Origin of the sequence: Arsenicicoccus dermatophilus, assembly GCF_022568795.1 — a bacterium.
Lineage (GTDB): Bacteria > Actinomycetota > Actinomycetes > Actinomycetales > Dermatophilaceae > Arsenicicoccus > Arsenicicoccus dermatophilus.
On sequence record NZ_JAKZHU010000001.1, the window covers coordinates 1,129,963 to 1,149,939 of the forward strand.

At 73.8% G+C, this 19,977-nt stretch carries 14 protein-coding genes; 4 read left to right on the forward strand and 10 right to left on the reverse strand.

All coding sequences use genetic code 11. The features are described 5' to 3' along the window. Nucleotides 1–59 precede the first annotated feature (59 nt). Nucleotides 60–545: a Cys-tRNA(Pro) deacylase gene (gene ybaK / locus MM438_RS05365; protein WP_241451490.1), complete on the forward strand. Its 486-nt coding sequence runs from the start codon at nucleotides 60–62 to the stop codon at nucleotides 543–545. Between the two features lie 36 nt (nucleotides 546–581). On the opposite strand, the gene MM438_RS05370 is transcribed toward ybaK, so the two are convergent. Further along, nucleotides 582–1,049 (reverse strand): Lrp/AsnC family transcriptional regulator, encoded by a 468-nt coding sequence (locus tag MM438_RS05370; protein ID WP_241451491.1) that lies wholly within the window; start codon nucleotides 1,047–1,049, stop codon nucleotides 582–584. 34 nt (nucleotides 1,050–1,083) lie between these two features. Between MM438_RS05370 and MM438_RS05375 the strand changes: the two genes are divergently transcribed. Beyond that, complete coding sequence (locus MM438_RS05375; RefSeq protein ID WP_241451492.1) at nucleotides 1,084–2,016, forward strand: 5'-3' exonuclease; 933 nt, start codon at nucleotides 1,084–1,086, stop codon at nucleotides 2,014–2,016. Between the two features lie 17 nt (nucleotides 2,017–2,033). Here MM438_RS05375 and MM438_RS05380 read toward each other — a convergent pair whose 3' ends face one another. The 5 genes from MM438_RS05380 to MM438_RS05400 form a co-directional block, all read right to left on the reverse strand. Next, a complete protein-coding gene (locus tag MM438_RS05380) occupies nucleotides 2,034–4,859 on the reverse strand; it encodes a DEAD/DEAH box helicase (RefSeq protein WP_241451493.1) in 2,826 nt (941 codons plus the stop codon). 91 nt (nucleotides 4,860–4,950) lie between these two features. Beyond that, nucleotides 4,951–5,838 carry a twin-arginine translocase subunit TatC gene (gene tatC, locus MM438_RS05385; RefSeq protein WP_241451494.1) on the reverse strand — a complete coding sequence of 296 codons (888 nt, stop codon included), beginning with the start codon at nucleotides 5,836–5,838 and terminating at the stop codon, nucleotides 4,951–4,953. Nucleotides 5,839–5,855: 17 nt separating this feature from the next. Continuing rightward, nucleotides 5,856–6,245 carry a Sec-independent protein translocase subunit TatA gene (gene tatA / locus MM438_RS05390; RefSeq protein WP_338155505.1) on the reverse strand — a complete coding sequence of 130 codons (390 nt, stop codon included), beginning with the start codon at nucleotides 6,243–6,245 and terminating at the stop codon, nucleotides 5,856–5,858. A 75-nt stretch (nucleotides 6,246–6,320) separates the two neighbouring features. Beyond that, nucleotides 6,321–7,310: a helix-turn-helix transcriptional regulator gene (locus MM438_RS05395; RefSeq protein ID WP_241451495.1), complete on the reverse strand. Its 990-nt coding sequence runs from the start codon at nucleotides 7,308–7,310 to the stop codon at nucleotides 6,321–6,323. Beyond that, on the reverse strand, nucleotides 7,307–8,320 hold the full coding sequence (locus MM438_RS05400) for a helix-turn-helix transcriptional regulator (RefSeq protein WP_241451496.1): 1,014 nt from the start codon (nucleotides 8,318–8,320) through the stop codon (nucleotides 7,307–7,309). Before MM438_RS05400 ends, MM438_RS05395 begins: the two co-directional genes overlap by 4 nt. Nucleotides 8,321–8,349: 29 nt before the next feature. On the opposite strand from MM438_RS05400, the gene MM438_RS05405 reads away from it, so the two are divergent. After that, nucleotides 8,350–9,477, forward strand: coding sequence for a DUF3866 family protein (locus MM438_RS05405; protein ID WP_241451497.1), 1,128 nt, complete (start codon nucleotides 8,350–8,352; stop codon nucleotides 9,475–9,477). A gap of 55 nt (nucleotides 9,478–9,532) precedes the next feature. Next, nucleotides 9,533–15,121 carry an ATP-binding protein gene (locus tag MM438_RS05410; RefSeq protein WP_241451498.1) on the forward strand — a complete coding sequence of 1,863 codons (5,589 nt, stop codon included), beginning with the start codon at nucleotides 9,533–9,535 and terminating at the stop codon, nucleotides 15,119–15,121. 79 nt (nucleotides 15,122–15,200) lie between these two features. On the opposite strand, the gene MM438_RS05415 is transcribed toward MM438_RS05410, so the two are convergent. From MM438_RS05415 to MM438_RS16675, 4 genes are all read right to left on the reverse strand, one after another. Then, on the reverse strand, nucleotides 15,201–15,587 hold the full coding sequence (locus MM438_RS05415) for an FKBP-type peptidyl-prolyl cis-trans isomerase (RefSeq protein WP_241451499.1): 387 nt from the start codon (nucleotides 15,585–15,587) through the stop codon (nucleotides 15,201–15,203). Between the two features lie 76 nt (nucleotides 15,588–15,663). Next, nucleotides 15,664–16,695, reverse strand: a complete 1,032-nt coding sequence (locus MM438_RS05420; RefSeq protein ID WP_241451500.1) for an FKBP-type peptidyl-prolyl cis-trans isomerase — start codon at nucleotides 16,693–16,695, stop codon at nucleotides 15,664–15,666. Nucleotides 16,696–16,739: 44 nt separating this feature from the next. Further along, nucleotides 16,740–18,140, reverse strand: a complete 1,401-nt coding sequence (gene pafA / locus MM438_RS05425; protein ID WP_241451501.1) for a Pup--protein ligase — start codon at nucleotides 18,138–18,140, stop codon at nucleotides 16,740–16,742. A 16-nt stretch (nucleotides 18,141–18,156) separates the two neighbouring features. Then, on the reverse strand, nucleotides 18,157–19,944 hold the full coding sequence (locus MM438_RS16675; protein ID WP_241451502.1) for a diadenylate cyclase: 1,788 nt from the start codon (nucleotides 19,942–19,944) through the stop codon (nucleotides 18,157–18,159). Nucleotides 19,945–19,977 lie beyond the last annotated feature (33 nt).

A 19,977-nucleotide genomic window follows, 5' to 3' on the forward strand; every position in this document is an offset into this window, starting at 1 on the left:
CCGCCGCGCGGCGCCCGGTCGACCTCGTCGGTCGGGCGCCGCGGCATACCATCGACGGTATGGCGAGGAAGAACGGCTCCGCAGGCACGCCCGCCACGGTGGCCCTGGACCGGGCGGGCATCGCCTACCAGGTGCACGCCTACGACCACGATCCCGCCGCCGCGTCCTACGGGCTGAAGGCGGCCGAGCTCCTCGGGGTGGCGCCGGCCCGGGTCTTCAAGACCCTGCTCGCGGACACCGGCTCCGGGCTGGTGGTCGGCGTCGTCCCGGTGGACCGCCGCCTGGACCCCAAGGCCCTGGCGGCGACGGTGGGCGCCAAGCGGGCACAGCTCGCCGATCCCGCCGCCGAGCGCAGCTCGGGCTACGTCGTCGGGGGCATCAGCCCGATCGGCCAGCGGCGGGCGTTGCCCACGGTCCTGGACGTCAGCGCCCTCGACCACGACACGATCCTGGTCAGCGGCGGGCGCCGCGGCCTGGACCTGGAGCTCTCCCCCGCCGACCTGGTCACGGTCACGCGGGCGCGGACGGCCCCGATCGCCCGTTGATCTCGCTCCGGAGACCTCCCGCCGGGTGACCTCGGCTCAGCCCGCGTCGGCGGGAGCCTGGGGCAGCACCGCGGCCCTCCCCTCCCAGGCCGTCGACAGCACCACGGTCGTGCGGGTGGAGACGTTGGCCCGGGCCCGGATCAGGGCGATCAGCTCCTCCAGCGCGTGCGGCGTCGCCACCCGCACCTGCAGCAGATAGCTCATGTCCCCCGCGACCGAGTGGCAGGCCTCGATGGCGGTGACCTCGCGCAGCCGGTCCGGGATGTCGTCGGGCTCGGCCGGGTCGAGCGGCGCGATCGAGATGAACGCGGCCAGCGGGAGCCCGGCCTGCTGCTGGTCGATGCTGGCGTGGTAGCCGGTGATGACCTTGCGCTCCTCCAGGCGGCGCACCCGCTGGTGGATCGCCGACGTGGACAGCCCCGTGGCGCGCCCCAGGTCGGTGTACGACATACGTCCGTCGCGGGTCAGGTGATCGATGATCTGCTGGTCGACGGACTCATCCACCCAGGATATCGGCGCTGCGCCCTACCCTGGCCTCATGTCGCGCCTGATGCTCCTGGACGCCGCCTCGTTGTACTACCGCGCGTTCTACGGCGTGCCCGACCGTCGCAAGACCCCGGACGCCCCGCCTGCCAACGCGCTGCGCGGCTTCCTGGACATGGTCGCCTCGCTGGTGACCGCGCACCGGCCCACCCACCTGGCGGCCTGCTGGGACGAGGACTGGCGCCCGGCCTTCCGGGTCGAGGCGATCGCGTCCTACAAGAGCCACCGCCTGGCGGTCGGCTCGACCGGTGCCGAGGACACCCCGCCGGACCTCGTGCCCCAGGTGCCCGCGATCGTGGACGCGCTCGCGGCGCTCGGCATCGCCCGGGTCGGCGCGGCGGGCTACGAGGCCGACGACGTCATCGGGACGCTGGTGCACCGGCACGCCGGGCAGCTGCCCGTCGACGTGGTGACGGGTGACCGCGACCTCTTCCAGGTCGTCGACGACCACCGTCAGGTGCGTGTGCTCTACACCGCTCGCGGTGGTGTCCGCGACGCCGACGTCGTGGACGAGGCGTACCTGCAGGCGAAGTACGCCATCCCCTCCGGCCCGGCCTACGCCGACCTGGCGGTGCTGCGCGGCGACACCTCCGACGGGCTCCCGGGGGTGCCGGGCATCGGGGAGAAGACCGCGGCCGCGCTCATCGGGGCGTATGGCGACCTGCGCACCCTGCGGGCCGCCGTCGACGAGGGCGACCCCGCCCTCAAGGGAGCCCGCCGGGCCCGCCTCGAGGCGGCGGCGGACTACCTGGACCGGGCGCCGCGGGTGGTGCAGGTGGCGACCGACGCGCCGCTGCCCGGCGTCACCCTCGACTCCCTCGCGCTGCCCGGGGAGGTGGCCGACGCCCGGCTGCTGTCGCAGGTGGCCCACGAGTTCGGCGCCGGCACCAGCCTGGGTCGCGTCGTGGTGGCCCTGGGCCTGGACTGACGCGGCCGGGCCGCACGTCAGTCCAGGCGGTCGGCCGCTACCACCCCGCGCATCACGGCGTCGATCGCCTGCCGGGCCGTGGCCGCCAGCGCGGGCTGCGGCGCGCACGTCGCGATCTGACCGAGCAGGTCCACGATCTGCTTGCAGCGGCGGACGAAGTCGCCGGCAGCCATGTCGCTGTCGCGCAGGCACACCTCGAGGGTCTGCCCGGCCGCCCAGCGGTGCACCGGCCACATCATGCCGCCGTCGGGGGCCCCGGTCTCGGGCAGCTGGTGCTGGGCCTCACGGTCGCTGATCACCGACCACAGCCGCACCATCTCGTGGTAGGCGTCCGAGACGTCCTGGTTGGGCACCCGCGGGGCGCCGCCGTCGGCCTCACTCTGCCGCGGCTCGAAGATCAGCGCCGACACCACCGCCGCGAGGGAGGGCACGTCGAGCCGCTGCCAGACGCCGTGGGCGAGGCACTCCGCGGCGAGCAGGTCCTTCTCGGAGTAGAGCCGGCGCAGCATCGCCCCGCTCGGCGTCACCGTCTCGCCGCGCGCGTCGAGGTAGCCGGTCTCGGCTAGCAGGTCGCAGATCCGGTCGAACTGCTTGGCCACGGAGTTGGTGCGCCCGGAGACCCGGCGGCGCAGCCCGGCGGTCTCCCGGTCCAGGCGGTGGTAGCGCTCGGCCCAGCGGGCGTGGTCCTCGCGGTCGGGGCACTGGTGGCAGGGGTGGGCCTTCATCCGACGGCGCAGCGACTCGATCGCCTGCTCCCCCGCGCCGCCGTCCGCGCCGGTGCGTCCCTTGCCCTTGCGCCGCGCCTCGTAGGGCACCTTGGCCCGGACCGTCGAGGCGATGTCCTTGCGCATCTTGGTGTTGCGGGCGTTGAAGTTGCGCGGGAGCGGGATGTTGGTCGTCGGCTCGATCGGCTGGTCGACGTCGTGCACCGTGAGCCGGCGCGCCCGCCCGTCGGGGTTGATGACGAGCGGGGTGGGCGGGTTGCCCCGGGCGGCGGTGTTGGCGTTGACCACGATCGCCATACCGGTGTGCCGTCCGTCCCGCATCGCGAAGACGTCGCCCTCGCGCAGGTCCGCCAGCGACTGCTCGATCGCCGCCCGCCTCGAGGACGACCGCTCCTTGGCGAGGGACTTCTCCAGGTGCCGGATCTGCTCGCGGAAGCCGGAGTACTCCGCGAAGTCGCCCAGGTGGCAGGTCATCGCCTCGCGATAGCCCTCCAGCGCCTCGTCGTTGCGGCGCACCTGGGAGGCCAGCCCCACCACCGCCCGGTCGGCCTGGAACTGCGCGAAGGAGGTCTCCAGGATCTCCCGCGCGTCCTGACGACCCACCCGCCGGACCAGGTTGACGGCCATGTTGTAGGTCGGGCGGAAGGAGGAGTTCAGCGGATAGGTTCGGGTGGAGGCCAGACCGCCGACGGCAAGCGGGTCGACGCCGCGGGACCACACCACGACCGCGTGGCCCTCGACGTCGATGCCCCGCCGCCCGGCGCGGCCGGTGAGCTGGGTGTACTCCGCCGGGGACAGCTCGACGTGGGCGTCGCCGTTGAACTTCACGAGCTTCTCGAGCACCACCGTGCGGGCGGGCATGTTGATCCCGAGCGCCAGCGTCTCGGTGGCGAAGACCGCCCGGATGCGCCCGGCGGTGAACAGCTCCTCGACGATCTCCCGGAAGGTCGGCAGCATCCCCGCGTGGTGCGCGGCGTAGCCCCGCGACAGTGCCTCGACGAAGTCGTGGTAGCCGAGCACCCCCAGGTCGCCGTCCCCGACGCCGGCCACCCGCTCCTCGACGAGCCGGCGGATCCGGGCGCCCTCGTCGGCGGGCACCAGCCGCAGGTCCTGGGCCAGCAGCTGGGCCACCGCGGCCTCGCACCCGGCCCGGCTGAAGATGAAGGTGATCGCGGGCAGCAACCCGTCGCGCTCCAGCCGCGCGACGACCTCCGCCCGCGAGGCCGCTCCCCCGGGCCGGCTCCCCCGCGCTCCGCCCTCGGCGTACGGCGAACCGCCGCGCGGTGCCGTGCCGGCCCCGCGCCCGCGGCCCCGGGATCCCCACGGGTCGTTGGCGCGGCTGGTCGACCGGGGTCCGCGCCCCGCTCCCCAGGCGCCGCGCTCCAGCGACTGCAGCCGCTGGACCAGGTCGGGGTTGACCTTGGCCATCTCGGCGGTGATCCGGTGGTGCGAGTCGCGCTCCTTGCCGACGACCGAGCCGCCCGTGTCGACGAAGAGGTCGAAGAGCTCGCGGCCCACCATCATGTGCTGCCACAGCGGCACCGGCCGGTGCTCGGACACCACCACCGCGGTGTCGCCGCGCACCTCGCCGAGCCAGGCGCCGAACTCCTCGGCATTGCTCACGGTCGCCGACAGGGAGATGACCTGCACCGACTCGGGCAGGTGGATGATGACCTCCTCCCACACGGCGCCCCGGAAGCGGTCGGCGAGGTAGTGCACCTCGTCCATGACGACGACGCCGAGGTCGTGCAGGGAGGAGCTCCCGGCATACAGCATGTTGCGCAGGACCTCGGTGGTCATCACCACCACGGGGGCCTCGCCGTTGACCGAGGAGTCGCCGGTGAGCAGCCCGACCTGGTCGGCGCCGTGCCGGGCGACGAGGTCGTGGAACTTCTGGTTGGACAGCGCCTTGATGGGTGTGGTGTAGAAGGCCTTGCGACCCGTCGCGAGGGCCAGGTGGACACCGAACTCGCCCACGATCGTCTTGCCGGCCCCGGTGGGAGCGGCGACCAGCACCCCGTGCCCGTCCTCCACGGCGGCGCAGGCCTCCAGCTGGAAGTCGTCGAGCGGGAACGCGAAGCCGGAGCAGAAGTCGTCCAGGTGGGGATGGCGGGACATGCCTGCAGGCTACGCGAGCGGACCGACATACCCCCGGCAGGAGCCGGGGTCGGCCCTCGCGGGGCCGGCCCCGGGCCACCCGCCCGCGACGTCAGACGTCGGTGGCCCGGATGTCGGAGGCCTCGTCGTCGGCGAGGTGGCCATAGCTCGGGCGGCGACGGGCCCGGCGGGCGTCGATCACCCGGGCCACGGCATAGGCCCCGAAGTAGAGGCCGACCAGCGGCAGCGCCAGGGCGAACATCGTCCACGGGTCCGGCGTCGGCGTCATCATCGCGGCGAAGGTGAAGATGAGCACCACCGCGATCCGCCAGCCCTTGAGCATCAGCGAGGCGGGCAGGACGTGGATGACGTTGAGCGCGACGAGGAGCACGGGCAGCAGGAAGGCCAGCCCGAAGCTGAGGATGAAGCGGGTGACCCACGTCAGGTAGTAGTCCGCGGGCAGGATGTTGGACGCCCCCATGGGCGTGAACTCCAGCAGCACCTCGATCGCCTTGGGCAGCGCGTAGAGCGCCCCCCAGCACCCGAGGAGGAACAGCGGCACCGCGGCCAGGATGAAGGCCAGGGCGGTGTTGCGCTCGCGCTTGTGCAGCCCGGGCACGATGAAGGCCCAGATCTGCCACAGCCACACCGGGCTGGCCAGGATGATGCCGACGAAGAAGGCGACCTTGAGCTTGAGCGAGAAGGCTCCGGTGACGTCCTGGAAGGACAGGATCACGTTGGCGTGGCGCGCGGCCGCGGACAGCCGCAGCGGCTCGGTCAGCCGGAGCACGAGCTGGTCGTAGTAGATCCAGCCGACGACCGAGGCCAGGCAGATGGCGACGGCGGCGACGATCACGCGGTTGCGGAACTCGCGCAGGTGGTCGCCGAGCGACATCCGGCCCTGGGGGTCGCGCGGTCGGCGCCGGGGCAGCCGGGGACCAGGACGGGCACCGGGGACCGTGCGACGCACGGAGCGGATGTCGGAGGCGGACTCCGTCATGACGGGTGCGGCCTGGATCAGGCGCGGGGGGCGGTGTCGCCGCCCTCGCGGCGGTAACGCACGCCGTCGATCACGACGTAGTCGTCGTCGCCGGTCGCCTTGCTCGCGCCGGCCGCGGGGGCCGCGGTCTCGGTGCGGGTGGTGGTCGTGGTGCGCTCGGTCACCACGTCCCCGTCGACGGTGGTGCGGGCGGCCTCGGACGTGCCGTCCTTGTGCATCTCGTCGACCTCGGTCTTGAAGATCCGCAGGGACCGGCCCAGGCTGCGCGCGGCGTCGGGGAGCCGGTTCGCGCCGAAGACCAGCAGGATGACGATGATGAGGATGACGAGGTGCCAGCCCTCGAACAGGCCACGGATGCCCATGAGTCGTGCCTTCCGGTCGATGTGGGGTGGATCTGCGAGCGTCATCCTACGGGTGTCAACCCTCGCGACGACCGGTCACCGTGAACTCCCGGTGACCGCCGTATGACGCCTCGGCACCGCTCAGGCGTAGTGCGCCAGCGCCGCGCGGGCCTCGGCCGCCACCTCGGCGCGCAGGGTCCGCGGGGACCGGACCTGCGCCGAGCCGCCGAGCCGCAGCAGCAGCCGCCGCAGCCAGGCGGTGTCGCCCGTCGCCATGGTCACCTCGAGGCCGCCGTCCGGGGTCTCCGCGACGTCCTCGCAGGGGTAGTAGTCGTGGACCCACCGGGCCTCGGGGGCCAGGGCGAGGACCACCCGCAGGTCGTCCTCGTCGGGCCGGAAGATCCCGGCGTCCAGGTCCCGCGGGCGCGCCGACTCCGGCGGCGTGCCGTCGACGTCGAGCACCTCGAGCCCGGCGACCCGGTCGACGCGGAAGAGCCGCACGTCCCGGGCGCGGTGGCACCAGGCCTCGAGGTACCACGGGCCGTCCACGTTGACCAGGCGCATCGGGTCGACGTCCCGCTCGGTGGTCTCGTCCCGGCTGGGCACGACGTAGGACAGGTGGACCCGGCGGTGGTCGGCGAGGGCCTGCCGCAGCGCGACGAGGTGCTCCTCGGCGACCGCCCGGTCCACCGACTCCAGGCCGATGTCCACGGTGACGTTGGCGGCACCGGCCATCCGGGAGGTGGCCGAGGTCGCGGCCTCCAGCTTGGCCAGCGCCCGCTCGACGGCGTCGCGCTCCCCCAGCCCGGGCACGGCGGCGAGAGCGCGCAGCCCGACCATCAGGGACAGCGCCTCGTCGACCCCGAGCCGCAGCGGCCGGGCGATGGTGTCGGCGTTGGACAGGTAGACGTGCCCGTCCTCCCACTGCGCGTCGATGAGGTCGTCGTGGTAGCCGCCGGGCGTCCCGCACAGGAAGAGCAGGGCGAGGTCGGCCTCGAGCTGGTCCCGGGAGACGCCGAACTCCCGTGCGGCGACGTCGATCTCGACTCCCTGGTGACGCAGCAGCCAGGGCACCATGGTGAGCAGCCGGTCGAGGCGGGCGGTGGCCGGCTCGTTCATGTCGACGTTCATGCGTCCTCCTGCCCGGCACCGCCGCCCGCCGCGGCGGCCAGGGCTCCCTGCAGGCGCTCGACCACGGCGGCCCGCAGCTCGGGCGGGCTCACCGCCACCACCGACGCGCCGTGCCCGGCCAGCTCGTCGGCGAGGCGGGCGACGTCGCCGACGGACAGGACCAGCTCGTCCCACCCGTCGGCGCCGGTCTGCACGGACGCGGCTCGTCGGCGCAGCGCGTGCCCGGAGCCGGTGCGCACCCGGACCACCCCGGTGGTGGGGGCGGCGTCGGCGGACTGGGCGGAGATCACGGCGACCGCGTCGTGGTCGTCCGGCACGTCGTAGCTCCCCGGACGGCCCGCCCAGGCGATGGCGCCCTCGACCCGGCCGAGCCGGAAGACGCGTGGGGCCTGCCGGTCCAGGTCCCAGCCGGTGAGGTACCACCGGCCGTGCCAGGCGGCGATGGCCCAGGGCTGGACGTGCCGGGTGGCGACCTCGCCGGTGCGTCCGGTGCGATAGGCGAACCGCACCGGGCGACGCTGCAGCACCGCGTCCTTGGCCCGGGCGAAGGCCGGCTCGGCGGTCCGCACCCGCGGCTCCAGGCCGATGATGCTGGCGTCGTCGCGCTCGACCCCGGCGGCGGCGAGCTTGCGCAGGGCCTGCGCAGCCGGTCCCGCGAGGGAGGCCTGGGCCCAGGTGCGGGCGGCCAGGCCGAGGATCGCGAGCTCGTCGGCCTCCAGGCTCAGCTCGGGCAGGGCGTACTCGCGGTCGTCGATCCGGTAGCCCTCCTCGTCCTCGAAGAAGGAGTCGATCTGCTCGGTGACCAGCGGGATCCCCAGGGCGCGCAGCTCGTCCTTGTCCCGCTCGAACATCCGGTCGAAGGCCTCGTCCGTGGCCGCCTCGCCGTACTGCGGGACCGCCTCGCGGATCTTGGACTTGGGCAGCGGGCGGCGGGTGTAGAGCAGGCAGATGACGAGGTTGAGCAGGCGCTCGGTCTTGGCCGAGCTGACGGGGGTCCGGGCCTGGGCCACGAGGGCTCCCTTCGGGCTACGGTGGTCGCGTGATCCGCTGGCGCACCGCTGTCGTCGACGCCGTCCGGGCCGAGTGGCCCGGCGCCGTCGAGTATGCCGTAACTGTGTTCGACGACACGGGTTATGACGCCTCAGCGTGTCAGGTCGTTGCTCTGGGTTACTCCTCGGTGGTGGGTCGCGCCGAGCCCGGGGACCGGGTGCTGCTCAACGTCTCGGCGCTGCAGCGTGGCCTGGGGACGGGTGGGATGGCGCTGGTCGTCGGCATACCGGACCGCCTGCCGCCGGACCCGCCCGCGGGCCCGGGCCACGTGGTCAAGGCCCGCTACACCCCCACCCAGACCATGCTCCTCGGGGTGGACGAGCAGGAGAGCCCGCACCACGCGCTGCTCGCCGAGGCCGACTCCGTGGACGGCATGCCGGTGGTCGTCGCCGACCTGCACTCGGCGCTGCCCGCCGTCGTCGCCGGCATCCGGGCCACCCGCCCGGGGGCGCGGGTGGCCTATGTCATGACCGACGGCGGCGCGCTGCCTGCGACCTTCAGCCGCACCGTCGCGGGGCTGCGCGAGGCCGGGTGGCTGACCGCGTGCCTGACGACCGGCCAGGCGTACGGCGGGGACCACGAGGCGGTCACCGTGCACACCGGGCTGCTCGCGGCGCGCCTGGTCGAGCACGCCGACGTCGCGGTCGTCGCCCAGGGCCCGGGCAACCTCGGCACCGGCACCCGGTGGGGCTTCTCGGGGGTGAGCGCCGGCGAGGCGGTCAACGCCGCCCACGTGCTCGGCGGGCGGGCCGTGGCGTCGCTGCGGGTGTCCGAGGGCGACGCCCGGGAGCGGCACCAGGGGGTGAGCCACCACTCGCTCACGGCCTACGGCCGGGTCGCGATGGCCCCCGCCGACGTGCCGGTGCCGGTCGAGGACTCCGCGGTCGCCCGCCAGGTGCGCTGTCAGGCGCAGGAGCTGTGCGTCGGCTCCGGCGGCCGGCTCACCCTGCACGAGGTCCCCGTGGACGGCCTGGACGAGGCGCTGGCCACCTGCCCGGTGCCGCTGCGGACCATGGGCCGGGGGCTGCGGGAGGACCGCGCGGCCTTCGTCGCGGCGGCGGTGGCCGGACGGCACGCGGCCACCCTGAGCGAACGCGCGAGTAACCCGACCGGGTGACTAGCCTCCTCGGGTCACGTGGCCCAGGCCACACCGAGACCGAGGAGCCGCCCGGATGTTCACCCGCATCGCGATCGTCAACCGGGGTGAGGCCGCCATGCGACTCATCCATGCCGTCCGCGACCTGAACGCGTCGTCGGCCGCAGGCGAGCCGCGGGTCCGGACCATCGCGCTGCACACCTCCGGAGAGCGCCGCGCCATGTTCGTGCGGGAAGCCGACGAGGCCTACGACCTGGGCCCGGCCGCGGCACGGCCCTACCTCGACCACGCCGTGCTGGAGCAGGCCCTGCGCGAGACCGAGGCCGACGCGGTGTGGGTGGGCTGGGGGTTCGTGGCCGAGGACCCGGCCTTCGCCGAGCTGTGCGGCCGGCTCGGGGTGACCTTCGTCGGCCCGAGCCCGCAGGCCATGCGCCGGCTCGGGGACAAGATCGGCTCCAAGCTCATCGCCGAGGAGGTCGGCGTGCCCGCCGCCGACTGGAGCCGCGGCGGCGTCGACACGGTCGAGGACGCGCTGGCCCAGGCCGGGCGGATCGGCTACCCGCTCATGCTCAAGGCCACCGCGGGCGGCGGCGGGCGCGGCATCCGCACGGTCGCGGGCCCCGAGGAGCTCGCGGCGGCCTACCAGCTGACCCGCGACGAGGCCACCCGGGCCTTCGGCAACGGCACCGTCTTCCTGGAGCGGCTGGTCACCGGCGCCCGCCACGTCGAGGTGCAGGTCATCGCCGACGCGCATGGCACCGCCTGGGCGCTCGGCGTCCGCGACTGCTCGGTGCAGCGCCGCAACCAGAAGGTCGTCGAGGAGTCCGCCTCCCCCGTCCTCGCCCCCGAGCAGGTCGCCGAGCTCAAGGCCAGCGCCGAGCGGCTCGCGCTCGCCGTGGACTACTGCGGCGCGGGCACGGTCGAGTTCCTCTACCACCCCACCGAGCGCTTCTTCGCCTTCCTGGAGGTCAACACCCGCCTGCAGGTGGAGCACTCGATCACCGAGGTCACCACCGGCACCGACCTGGTCCGGCTGCAGCTGCACGTCGCGGCAGGCGGGCGGCTGGACGAGCTGTCGCCGGTGCGCCCCACCGAGACCGGGCACGCGATCGAGGCGCGGCTCAACGCCGAGGACCCGGATCGCGACTTCGCCCCCTCCCCCGGCCGGATCGCCCTGCTCGAGCTGCCCGCCGGCCCCGGCGTCCGCGTCGACACGGGCGTGGCCGAGGGCGACACCATCCCCGCCGACTTCGACTCGATGATCGCCAAGGTCGTCGCGAGCGGGCGCGACCGCGCCGAGGCGCTGGCCCGGCTGCGGCGCGCCCTCCAGGAGACCACCGTCGTCATCGAGGGCGGCGCCACCAACAAGTCCTTCGTGCTCGACCTGCTCGACCAGCCCGAGGTCGTCGACGGCAGCGCCGACACCGGCTGGATCGACCGGGTCCGCGCCCAGGGTCGCCTCGTCGACCACCGGCACAGCGGCGCCGCGCTCGTGGCGGCCGGGATCCGGGCCTACGAGGCGGACGAGGCCATCGCCCGCGCCCGGCTGCTCGAGACCGCCCGTGGTGGACGCCCCCAGCTGCAGCACGAGCCGAGCCGCCGGATCGAGACGAGCCTGCGCGGGACGACATACGGCCTGCAGGTCGCCCGCACCGGCCCCCACCGCTATCGCGTGGTCATCGACTCCCCGGCCGGCGAGCACACCGTCGAGGCGGACCTGGAGCACCTGGACGAGCACAAGGCCCGGCTCACCCTCGGCGGCCGCCGGCACCGCCTCGTCGTCGCCACCCACGGGCCGGTGCAGCTGGTCGAGGTCGACGGGGTCACCCACCGGATCTCCCTCGACGAGGGCGGCGTGCTGCGCTCCCCCACCCCGGCCCTGGTCGTCGCCACCCCGGTGGTCGCGGGGGCCGAGGTCGCCGCCGGCGCCCCCGTGCTGGTGCTGGAGTCCATGAAGATGGAGACCGTCCTCCCGGCGCCCTTCGCCGCGCGGGTGCGCGAGGTGCTCGTCGCCACCGGCAGCCAGGTCGAGACCGGCACGCCCCTGGTGCGCCTGGAGCCGATCGAGGAGGAGGCGGCCGCGACGGCCGAGCCGACCGCGGACGTCGACCTGGACCTGCCGGGCGAGCAGCCGTATGCCGATCCGGCGGCCCGTCGTCGCGCGGACCTGCTGGGCCTGGTCCTGGGCTACGACGCCGACCCGCAGGACGAGCGCCGCGCGCTGACGGCCTACCTCGCCGAGCGGGACCGGTTCGCCGCCGGCGAGGCCCCGGTCGCCGCGGAGCTCGAGCTGCTCGAGGCCTTCGCCGACCTGGCCGAGCTGTCCCGCAACCGGCCGGCCGGCGAGGAGCTGCACCTGGAGAACCGCGTCCACAGCCCGCGCGAGCACCTGCACACCTACCTGCAGAGCCTGGACGCCGACCGCGCCGAGCTCCCCGAGACCTTCCGCACCCGCCTCGCCGCCGTGCTCGCCCGCTACGGGGTCACCGAGCTGGAGCGCACCCCCGAGCTGGAGCAGGCGGTCTTCCGGATCGTCACCGCCCAGCAGCGCTCGGCCCCCGACGTCGCCGCGGTCACCGCCCTGCTCCAGCGGTGGAGCACCGAGCCTGCGCCCGCGCCCCCGGTCGACGCCCGGGCCCGGGAGGCGCTCGACCACCTGGTCCGCGCCACCCAGCTGCGCCACCCCGTCGTGGGCGAGCTCGCCCGCAGCGTGCGCTACCGGTGGTTCGAGCAGCCGCGGGCCGCTGCCCGCCGCGCCGAGCTGCTCGACCACGTGACCGGCGTCCTGGACCGGCTCGACGCCGCCCACCCCGCCGACGCCCTCACCGACGGCACCGACCAGGACCGCGAGGACCTCCTGGACACCCTGGTGGCCGTGCCCGAGCAGATCGGCCAGCTGCTCGGCGCCCGGCTCGCCCGCTCCACCGAGTTCACCGAGTTCACCGAGTTCACCGAGTCCACCGGGTCCACGCCGCATCCCGAAGCCATGCTCGAGGTCCTGCTCCGCCGCCACTACCGCGGCCAGGACCTCGCCGACGTCACGAGCGGACCGAGCGTCGCCGACCCGACGGTCGCCCTGGTGACGGGGACCTGCGAGGTCGGCGGACGGCCGACATACCTGGTCTCGGCCGCCGGCCGGCTCACCGACCTCACCCCCGGCTCGGCCCTCGCCCGGGCGCTCGCCGCCCAGGTCGCCCAGGCTCCCGCGGGCCGGGAGGCCGTCGTCGACCTCTACCTCGCGTGCGCAGACCCGCACGCGGTCGCCGCCGACGACCTGGTGAGCCGGCTCGCCGAGCTGCCGGTCGCCTGCGGGGTCCGGCGGCTCACGGTGGGTCTCGCGGCGCCGGACCAGCCGGTGCGCTACCTCACCGCCCGTCCCGGCGAGGACGGCTCGCCGGCCAAGGACACCCTGGTGCACGGCGTCCACCCGATGGTCGGGCGACGGCTGCACCTGTGGCGGCTGCGCGAGTACGACGTCACCCGGCTCGACGCGCCCGAGGACGTGCTGCTCTATCGCTGCGCCGCCCCCGACAACGACACCGACGTGCGACTCGTCGCGCTGGCCCAGGTGCGGCACCTGACCATCGCCCGCGACGACCAGGGCCGGGTGGCCGGCCTGCCCGAGGTCGAGCGCTCCCTGGCCGACTGCCTGGAGGCGATCCGCCGGGCCCGCGCCGCGGCCGGGGCGGGCGCCCGGCACCTGGACAGCAACCAGGTGTGGCTGCACGTCTGGCAGCCGGTGGACGCCGACCTCACCGAGCTCACCGGGCTCAAGGACACGATCGCCCCGATGACCGCGGGCGCCGGCGTCGAGGAGGTCCTGCTCGACGGCACCGTCGTCGTCGGCGACGGCACCGAGATCCCCGTGGCCGCGCGGTTCTACCACCAGCCGGGGGCCGGTGTCGTCACCGCGCTGGAGGAGCCGCCGCGCGAGCCGCTGCACCCGCTCGACGACTACGCCCTCAAGGTCCAGCGGGCGCGGCGCCGCGGGATGGTCTATCCCTACGAGCTCGTCGACCTCATCGCCGGGCGCGGGGGCACGGCGATCGAGCACGACCTGGACGAGAGCGGCCGGCTCGTGCCCGTGGACCGGCCCTACGGCCGCAACCGCGCGGGCATGATCGTCGGCGTCATCTCCACCCCCACCGAGCGGCACCCCCAGGGCGTGCAGCGGGTGCTGCTGTGCGGCGACCCGCTGCGGGCGCTCGGGGCGCTCGGGGAGCCCGAGTGCGCCCGCGTCATCGCCGCCATCGACCTCGCCGAGGAGCTCGGCGTGCCCGTGGAGTGGTTCTCGGTGTCCGCGGGGGCCCGGATCTCCATGGACTCCGGCACCGAGAACCTCGACTGGGTCGCGCGCGCGCTGCGGCGGATCGTGCACTTCACCCAGGCCGGCGGCGAGATCAACGTCGTCGTGGCGGGCATCAACGTCGGCGCCCAGCCCTACTGGAACGCCGAGTCCACCATGCTCATGCACACCAAGGGCATCCTGGTGATGACCCCGGACAGCGCCATGGTGCTCACCGGCAAGCAGTCGCTGGACTTCTCCGGCGGCGTCTCGGCCGAGGACAACTTCGGCATCGGCGGCTACGACCGGATCATGGGCCCCAACGGCCAGGCGCAGTACTGGGCGCCCGACCTCGCGGGCGCCCTGCGGATCCTGATGACGCACTACGACCACGCCTACGTCGCCCCCGGCGAGCGGGGGCCCCGGGCTGCGACCACCGCCGACCCGGTGGACCGCGACGTCAGCGCCTTCCCCCACGACCCGGCGATCTCGGGCTTCGCGACGGTCGGCGAGATCTTCGGCGCCGACACCAATCCCGACCGCAAGAAGGCCTTCGCCATCCGCTCCGTCATGGCCGCGGTCGCCGACCAGGACCACCCGACCCTGGAGCGCTGGGCCGGTATGGCGGACGCGGAGACCGCCGTGGTCTGGGACGCCCACCTCGGCGGGCTGCCGGTGACGCTGGTGGGCATCGAGTCCCAGCAGGTCGCGCGGCGTGGTTTCCCGCCCACCGACGGGCCGGACGCCTACACCGCGGGTACGCTCTTCCCCCGCTCGTCCAAGAAGGTCGCCCGCGCCATCAACGCCGCCAGCGGCAACCGGCCGGTCGTAGTGCTCGCCAACCTGTCCGGCTTCGACGGCTCCCCGGAGTCGATGCGCAACCTGCAGCTGGAGTACGGCGCCGAGATCGGCCGGGCCATCGTCAACTTCGACGGGCCCATCGTCTTCGTGGTGATCTCGCGCTACCACGGCGGGGCCTTCGTGGTGTTCTCCAAGGCGCTCAACCCGCGGATGACCGTGCTCGCCGTCGAGGGCTCCTACGCCTCGGTCATCGGCGGCGCCCCGGCCGCGGCCGTGGTGTTCCCCCGCGACGTGGACGCCCGCGCCGCCGCCGACCCGCAGGTGGTCGGGTTGGAGGAGCAGGTCGCCGCCGCGTCCGGGGCCGAGCGTGCCGAGCTGGCCGCCCGCCTCACCGAGACCCGCCGGGAGGTGCGTGCCGAGAAGCTCGCGGAGGTGGCCACCGAGTTCGACCGGGTGCACGACATCCGCCGCGCGGTGCAGGTCGGCTCCGTGGACGAGGTGATCCAGGCCCGTGACCTGCGACCGGCGATCGTGCGCAGCCTGCGCTCCGGCCTGGGTCTGGTGCAGCCGCCCGCCTGACCGCTCCCCGGCCGACCGCCGGACGCACGAGGGCCCCGGGAGTTCGCTCCCGGGGCCCTCGTGCGTCGTCGGTCGGACGTCAGCGCACGGCGACCAGGTCCACGACGAAGATCAGCGCCTCGCCGGGCTCGATGACGCCGCCCGCCCCGCGGTCGCCGTAGGCAAGGTGCGCCGGGATGGTGAGCTTGCGGCGTCCGCCCTCACACATGCCGAGCAGGCCCTGGTCCCAGCCCTGGATGACCTGGCCGACGCCGACCTGGAAGTCCAGCGGGGCGCCGCGGTTCCAGGAGGAGTCGAACTCCTCGCCGGTGGAGTGGGCGACGCCGACGTAGTGGGTGCTGACGATCGTGCCGGCCGTGGCCTCGGCGCCGTCGCCCACCCAGATGTCCTCGACGACCAGGTCGGCGGGCGGCTGGTCACCCGGGAAGTCGATCTCGGGCTTGGTGGTGCTGGGGTCGAAAGGCATGGCTGCTCCTGAGGTCTGAGGGACGTACGACGGGTAGGGGCGGCGCCCCGGTCACCGACCGAGGCGCCGCCGGAGGTCACTTGGCGCCGGCGACGTCCACGACGAAGACGAGCGGCGCGTTCGGCGGGATGGCCGGCGGCATGCCCTTGGCGCCGTAGGCCTCGGCCGCCGGAGCGACGATCATGACCTGGCTGCCGATCTTGCTGCCGGTGAGGCACTTGTCCCAGGCCGGGATGACCTGCTTGACGCCGATGGGGAAGTCGGTCGGGGCCGCGCCGCGGTCGAAGCTCGAGTCGAACTTCTTGCCGTCGGCCCACAGCAGACCGGTGTACTTCGCGGACAGCGTCTGCCCGGCCTCGACGACGGCGCCGGTGCCCTCCTTGAGGACGAACATCGTCGACTGGGCGGGGGCGGGCTTGCCGGTGGGCTTGATGGTGGCGGCCTTGTCGGCGGGGGCGGTGACCTCGGGCAGACCGTCCTTGCTGGTGACGACCTTGCAGGGGGTGCCGGACATGCCGACCTGCTTGATGTCGACGAGGGCGACCATGGTCTCGTCGGCGCTGAGCCCGCTCTGCGGGTTGCGGGAGGCGATGAGCCCGGCGCCCTCGGCGGGGGCGACGGCGACCAGGACCCGCGAGCCGGCCTTCTGACCGACGATGCCGCGGGCCAGGCCGGGCAGCGTGCCGCGCATGGCCAGCTCCTCGGGCTTGCCCTTGGCGAAGGTGTCGTCAAGGGTCTTGCCGGTCTTGCCCGACGCGAGGACGACGTTGATGGTCGCCACGTCACCGGGCTTGACGACGGCGCCGGTGCCCTCGGTGAGGGTCTGCACGGTCGTCTCCTTGACGGCCACCGGAGGCTTGGCGATCGTGAGGGCCGGCTTGTCCGGCGTGCCGGCGACCGTGACGCCGGCGACGGTGCCCTTGGTGGCGGCGGTGATCGGGGTCGACGTCGCGGCCGCCGGGGCGGCGGTGCCCGAGGCGCTGCCGCTCGTCGCGGTCGTCGCCGCCGAGGTGGTGGCCGTCGTCTTGGCGTCGTTGCTCCCGCAGGCGCTCAGGGCGATCGTCGGGACGGCCAGGAGGGCCAAGGCGGTGCTGGTGCGCAGGCGCAAGAGTTGGATCCTTCGCTCGATGGGTGCGTGAGGCTGGGGGAAGCCTACGTCGTGCTGCTGTCGGCGGGCTGGGTGGCGCCCGTGATCTGCTCGATCATGCGGTCGACGCGGGGGTCCTCGTAGGTCAGCGGGTCCTTGCACAGCAGGGTGCGCTGGTTGCCGTCGTTGAGCTTGAGATGGACCCAGTCGACGCTGTAGTCGCGCCGGGCCTCCCGGGCCGCCGCGACGAAGGCGCCACGCAGCCGCGCCCGCGTCGTCTGCGGCGGCGTCGACACCGCCCGCTCGACCTGCTCGTCGGTGACGACCCGGGCGGCCAGACCCTTGGCCTGCAGCAGGTTGAACAGTCCTCGGGTCGGGTGGAGGTCGTGGTAGGCCAGGTCGAGCTGACGCAGCCGCGGGTGCTCCAGGCCGAGGCCGTTGCGGACGGCATACCGCTCGATCAGGCGACGCTTGATCACCCAGTCGATCTCGGTGGCCACGTCGTCCAGACGCTCGCTCTCGATCGCGGTCAGCACCCGCCCCCACAGGTCGAGGACGCGCTCGTGGACCGGGTCGTCCGACCCGCCGTCGGCCACGAAGTCCCGGGCCGCCTCGTAGTGGACCGTCTGCATGGCGAGTGCGCTGGTCGCTCCCCCGTTCGCGAGGGGCACCTCGGCCCGGCCGGTGGTGTCCGTGCTCATGGTGCGTATGGCGGCGCTGGTGCTCGCCAGGGTCAGGTCGGGCAGGGCCACCCCGGCCTCGACCATGCGCAGGACCAGGTCCACGGAACCGACCTTGAGCAGGGTGGTGGTCTCGGAGAGGGTGGAGTCACCGACGATGACGTGCAGCCGCCGGAAGCGCTCGGCGTCGGCGTGGGGCTCGTCGCGGGAGTTGATGATCGGGCGGGAGCGCGTGGTGGCGCTGGCGTAGGCGTCCCACATGTGGTCGGCGCGCTGGCTGACGGCATAGGTGGGGCGGCCCTGGGGGTCGACGACGAGCTTGCCTGCGCCGCAGGTGATCTGGCGGCTGACGAGGAAGGGCACCAGGGTGTCGGTCACCCGGGTCAGGTCGGTGGCGCGGGAGACGAGGAGGTTCTCGTGGCAGCCGTAGGTCGTTCCCGAGGAGTCGACGTTGTTCTTGAAGACGTAGACCTCGCCCTCGACCCCCTCCTCGACCATCCGGGCCTGGGCGTCGTCGGCGAGCCCCTGGACGATCCGCTCCCCCGCCTTGTCCTGGGCGATCAGGTCGACGAGGCGGTCGCACTCGGCGGTGGCGTACTCGGGGTGGGAGCCGACGTCGAGGTAGAGCCGAGAACCGTTGGTGAGGAAAGCGTTCGAGGACCTGCCCCAGGCGACGACCGAGCGGAACATGTAGCGCGTCACCTCGTCGGGCGTCAGGCGCCGCTGCCCCTCGGAGGTGGCGGTGACGCCGAGCTCGGTCTCGATCCCGAAGATCCGTCGGTCCATGGACCCACCCTAGGCGCTAGGCGAAGAAGGAGGCGTTCATGCGGGGGTCGGGGCGGAAGGGGACGGTCCGCACCCGGGTGCGGGTGCGGACCCAGCGCAGGTCCTCCACGGTGGCGCAGATGGCGTTGGCCCGGTCGCACTGGCTCTCGGAGAGGTAGAACGCGAAGCGCCGCAGCCGCTTGTGCATGGCGTAGAAGGCCTCGAAGTCGACCTCGCGGGCCTCGTCAAGCTCCATCGACCCGGCGGCCTCCAGGTCGGCCAGCGCCTGCTCGACGTCCTCCGGGCGCACCCGGGGTGCGAGCTCGGGATAGACGTCGATCATCCCGTCCTCGGACACGATGATCGTCAGGCAGGGCGCGCTCGACGCCTCGGTGTAACGCACCGCGGAGTTGTAGCGCGATCCCCGGCTCGGGTCGCCTGCGCCCGTCGCCACCCCGTCGAGGATGACGCCGACGGCGTGGCACACCCCGTCCGGGGTGAGCAGGACGGCCCCGTCGATGCGGGTGACCGCGTCCAGGACGTCGGGGCTGAGCGCCTGCGGGCGGATCGACAGCGCCTGCGGGGCGAGCCGGCGGGCCTCGGCCGCGGCGGCCGTGGTGACCACGAGCAGGGCACCCCGGGCCTGCTGGGCGGCGCTCTGCGCGAGCATCCAGATCCCGCGGATGTCGTGGTCGGTGACGTCGTCGAAGACCCGCCGCATGGCGTCGATGAACAGGCTGGTGGACATGCGCGGTCGCGGCAGCTGCGGGTGCCCGCTGGAGACCCGCAGCAGGGGGTTGCGGTTGTAGGCCATCTGCCAGGATCCCTGCTCCAGGAGCGTGAACCGGAAGATGTCGTTGTCCGAGTCGTCCGGCTCGTCGTGCGCCAGCGGCTCGACCGAGCCGAGGCCGTAGATCCGCTGGCCGTCGATGAGCAGGTGCAGGCCGGGCCGGGTCATCTCCAGCAGCTTGCGGAACTGGCGGCGCTCGCGCACGGAGACCGCCGAGCGCAGCTGCACCGCGACCGCGATCCGCGGGTGCCCCTCCCGGGCCATGACGACGGTGCCTGCCCCGACGCGTCCTTCGTACGGCGTGGAGGACAGCCCCTCGAAGGCGTCGAAGAGGCCCTGGCCCAGCCGCTCCCCCGCGATGAGGGCGGCGGAGTAGACCAGGTGGTTGGCCGAGCGGCGGATGGCGTCGTTGGGCACGTCGTCGTCGATCGGGCTGATCGAGCGCGGCGGCCGGGCCGCGAGGAGCGCGTGGGTGGCGATGCGCAGCAGCTCGACGATGATCCCGTGGGTGAGCGAGGTCGTCAGCGGGACGCCGTCGATCTCGTCGTAGGGCAGCGCGTTGAGCTCGGCGTAGGCGCTGCTGTCGACGCTGATCGCGGGGTGGACGTGGTAGTCGCCGACCCGCGCGGAGGTGCCGATGAAGAAGGTCCGGCCCCGGCCTGCCTTGGCGCTGTCCAAAGCCGCGGAGATCGCCTCGCACCGGGTGAGGTCCGCGAAGTGCTCGAGCCGGGCCTGCTCCACCTCGGGCGACTCGTAGCTCTCGTCGTGGGCCGGGTGTGCCTCGAACCGGCGTAGCGCGTCCGGGCGGATCCCCTCCAGGTCCTGCTCGCTGAACCCGCGGTCGGCGGGGGCGATGACCACGTCGGGCGAGCCGGGCGTGTGCACCCCGTCGGCCAGGAAGCCCACGAGGAGGGCGTCGGAGGAGACGATGGCCCCGATCTGGTCGGTGGCCCGGTCCGTCGCCCGGTCGAGGGAGAGCCGGAACTGCTCCTGGAAGTCCCACATCAGGTGATGCTGGGCAGGGGTGACGGTCACGGAGGCCTTCCTGGGGTGCGCGGGGCTACCGCG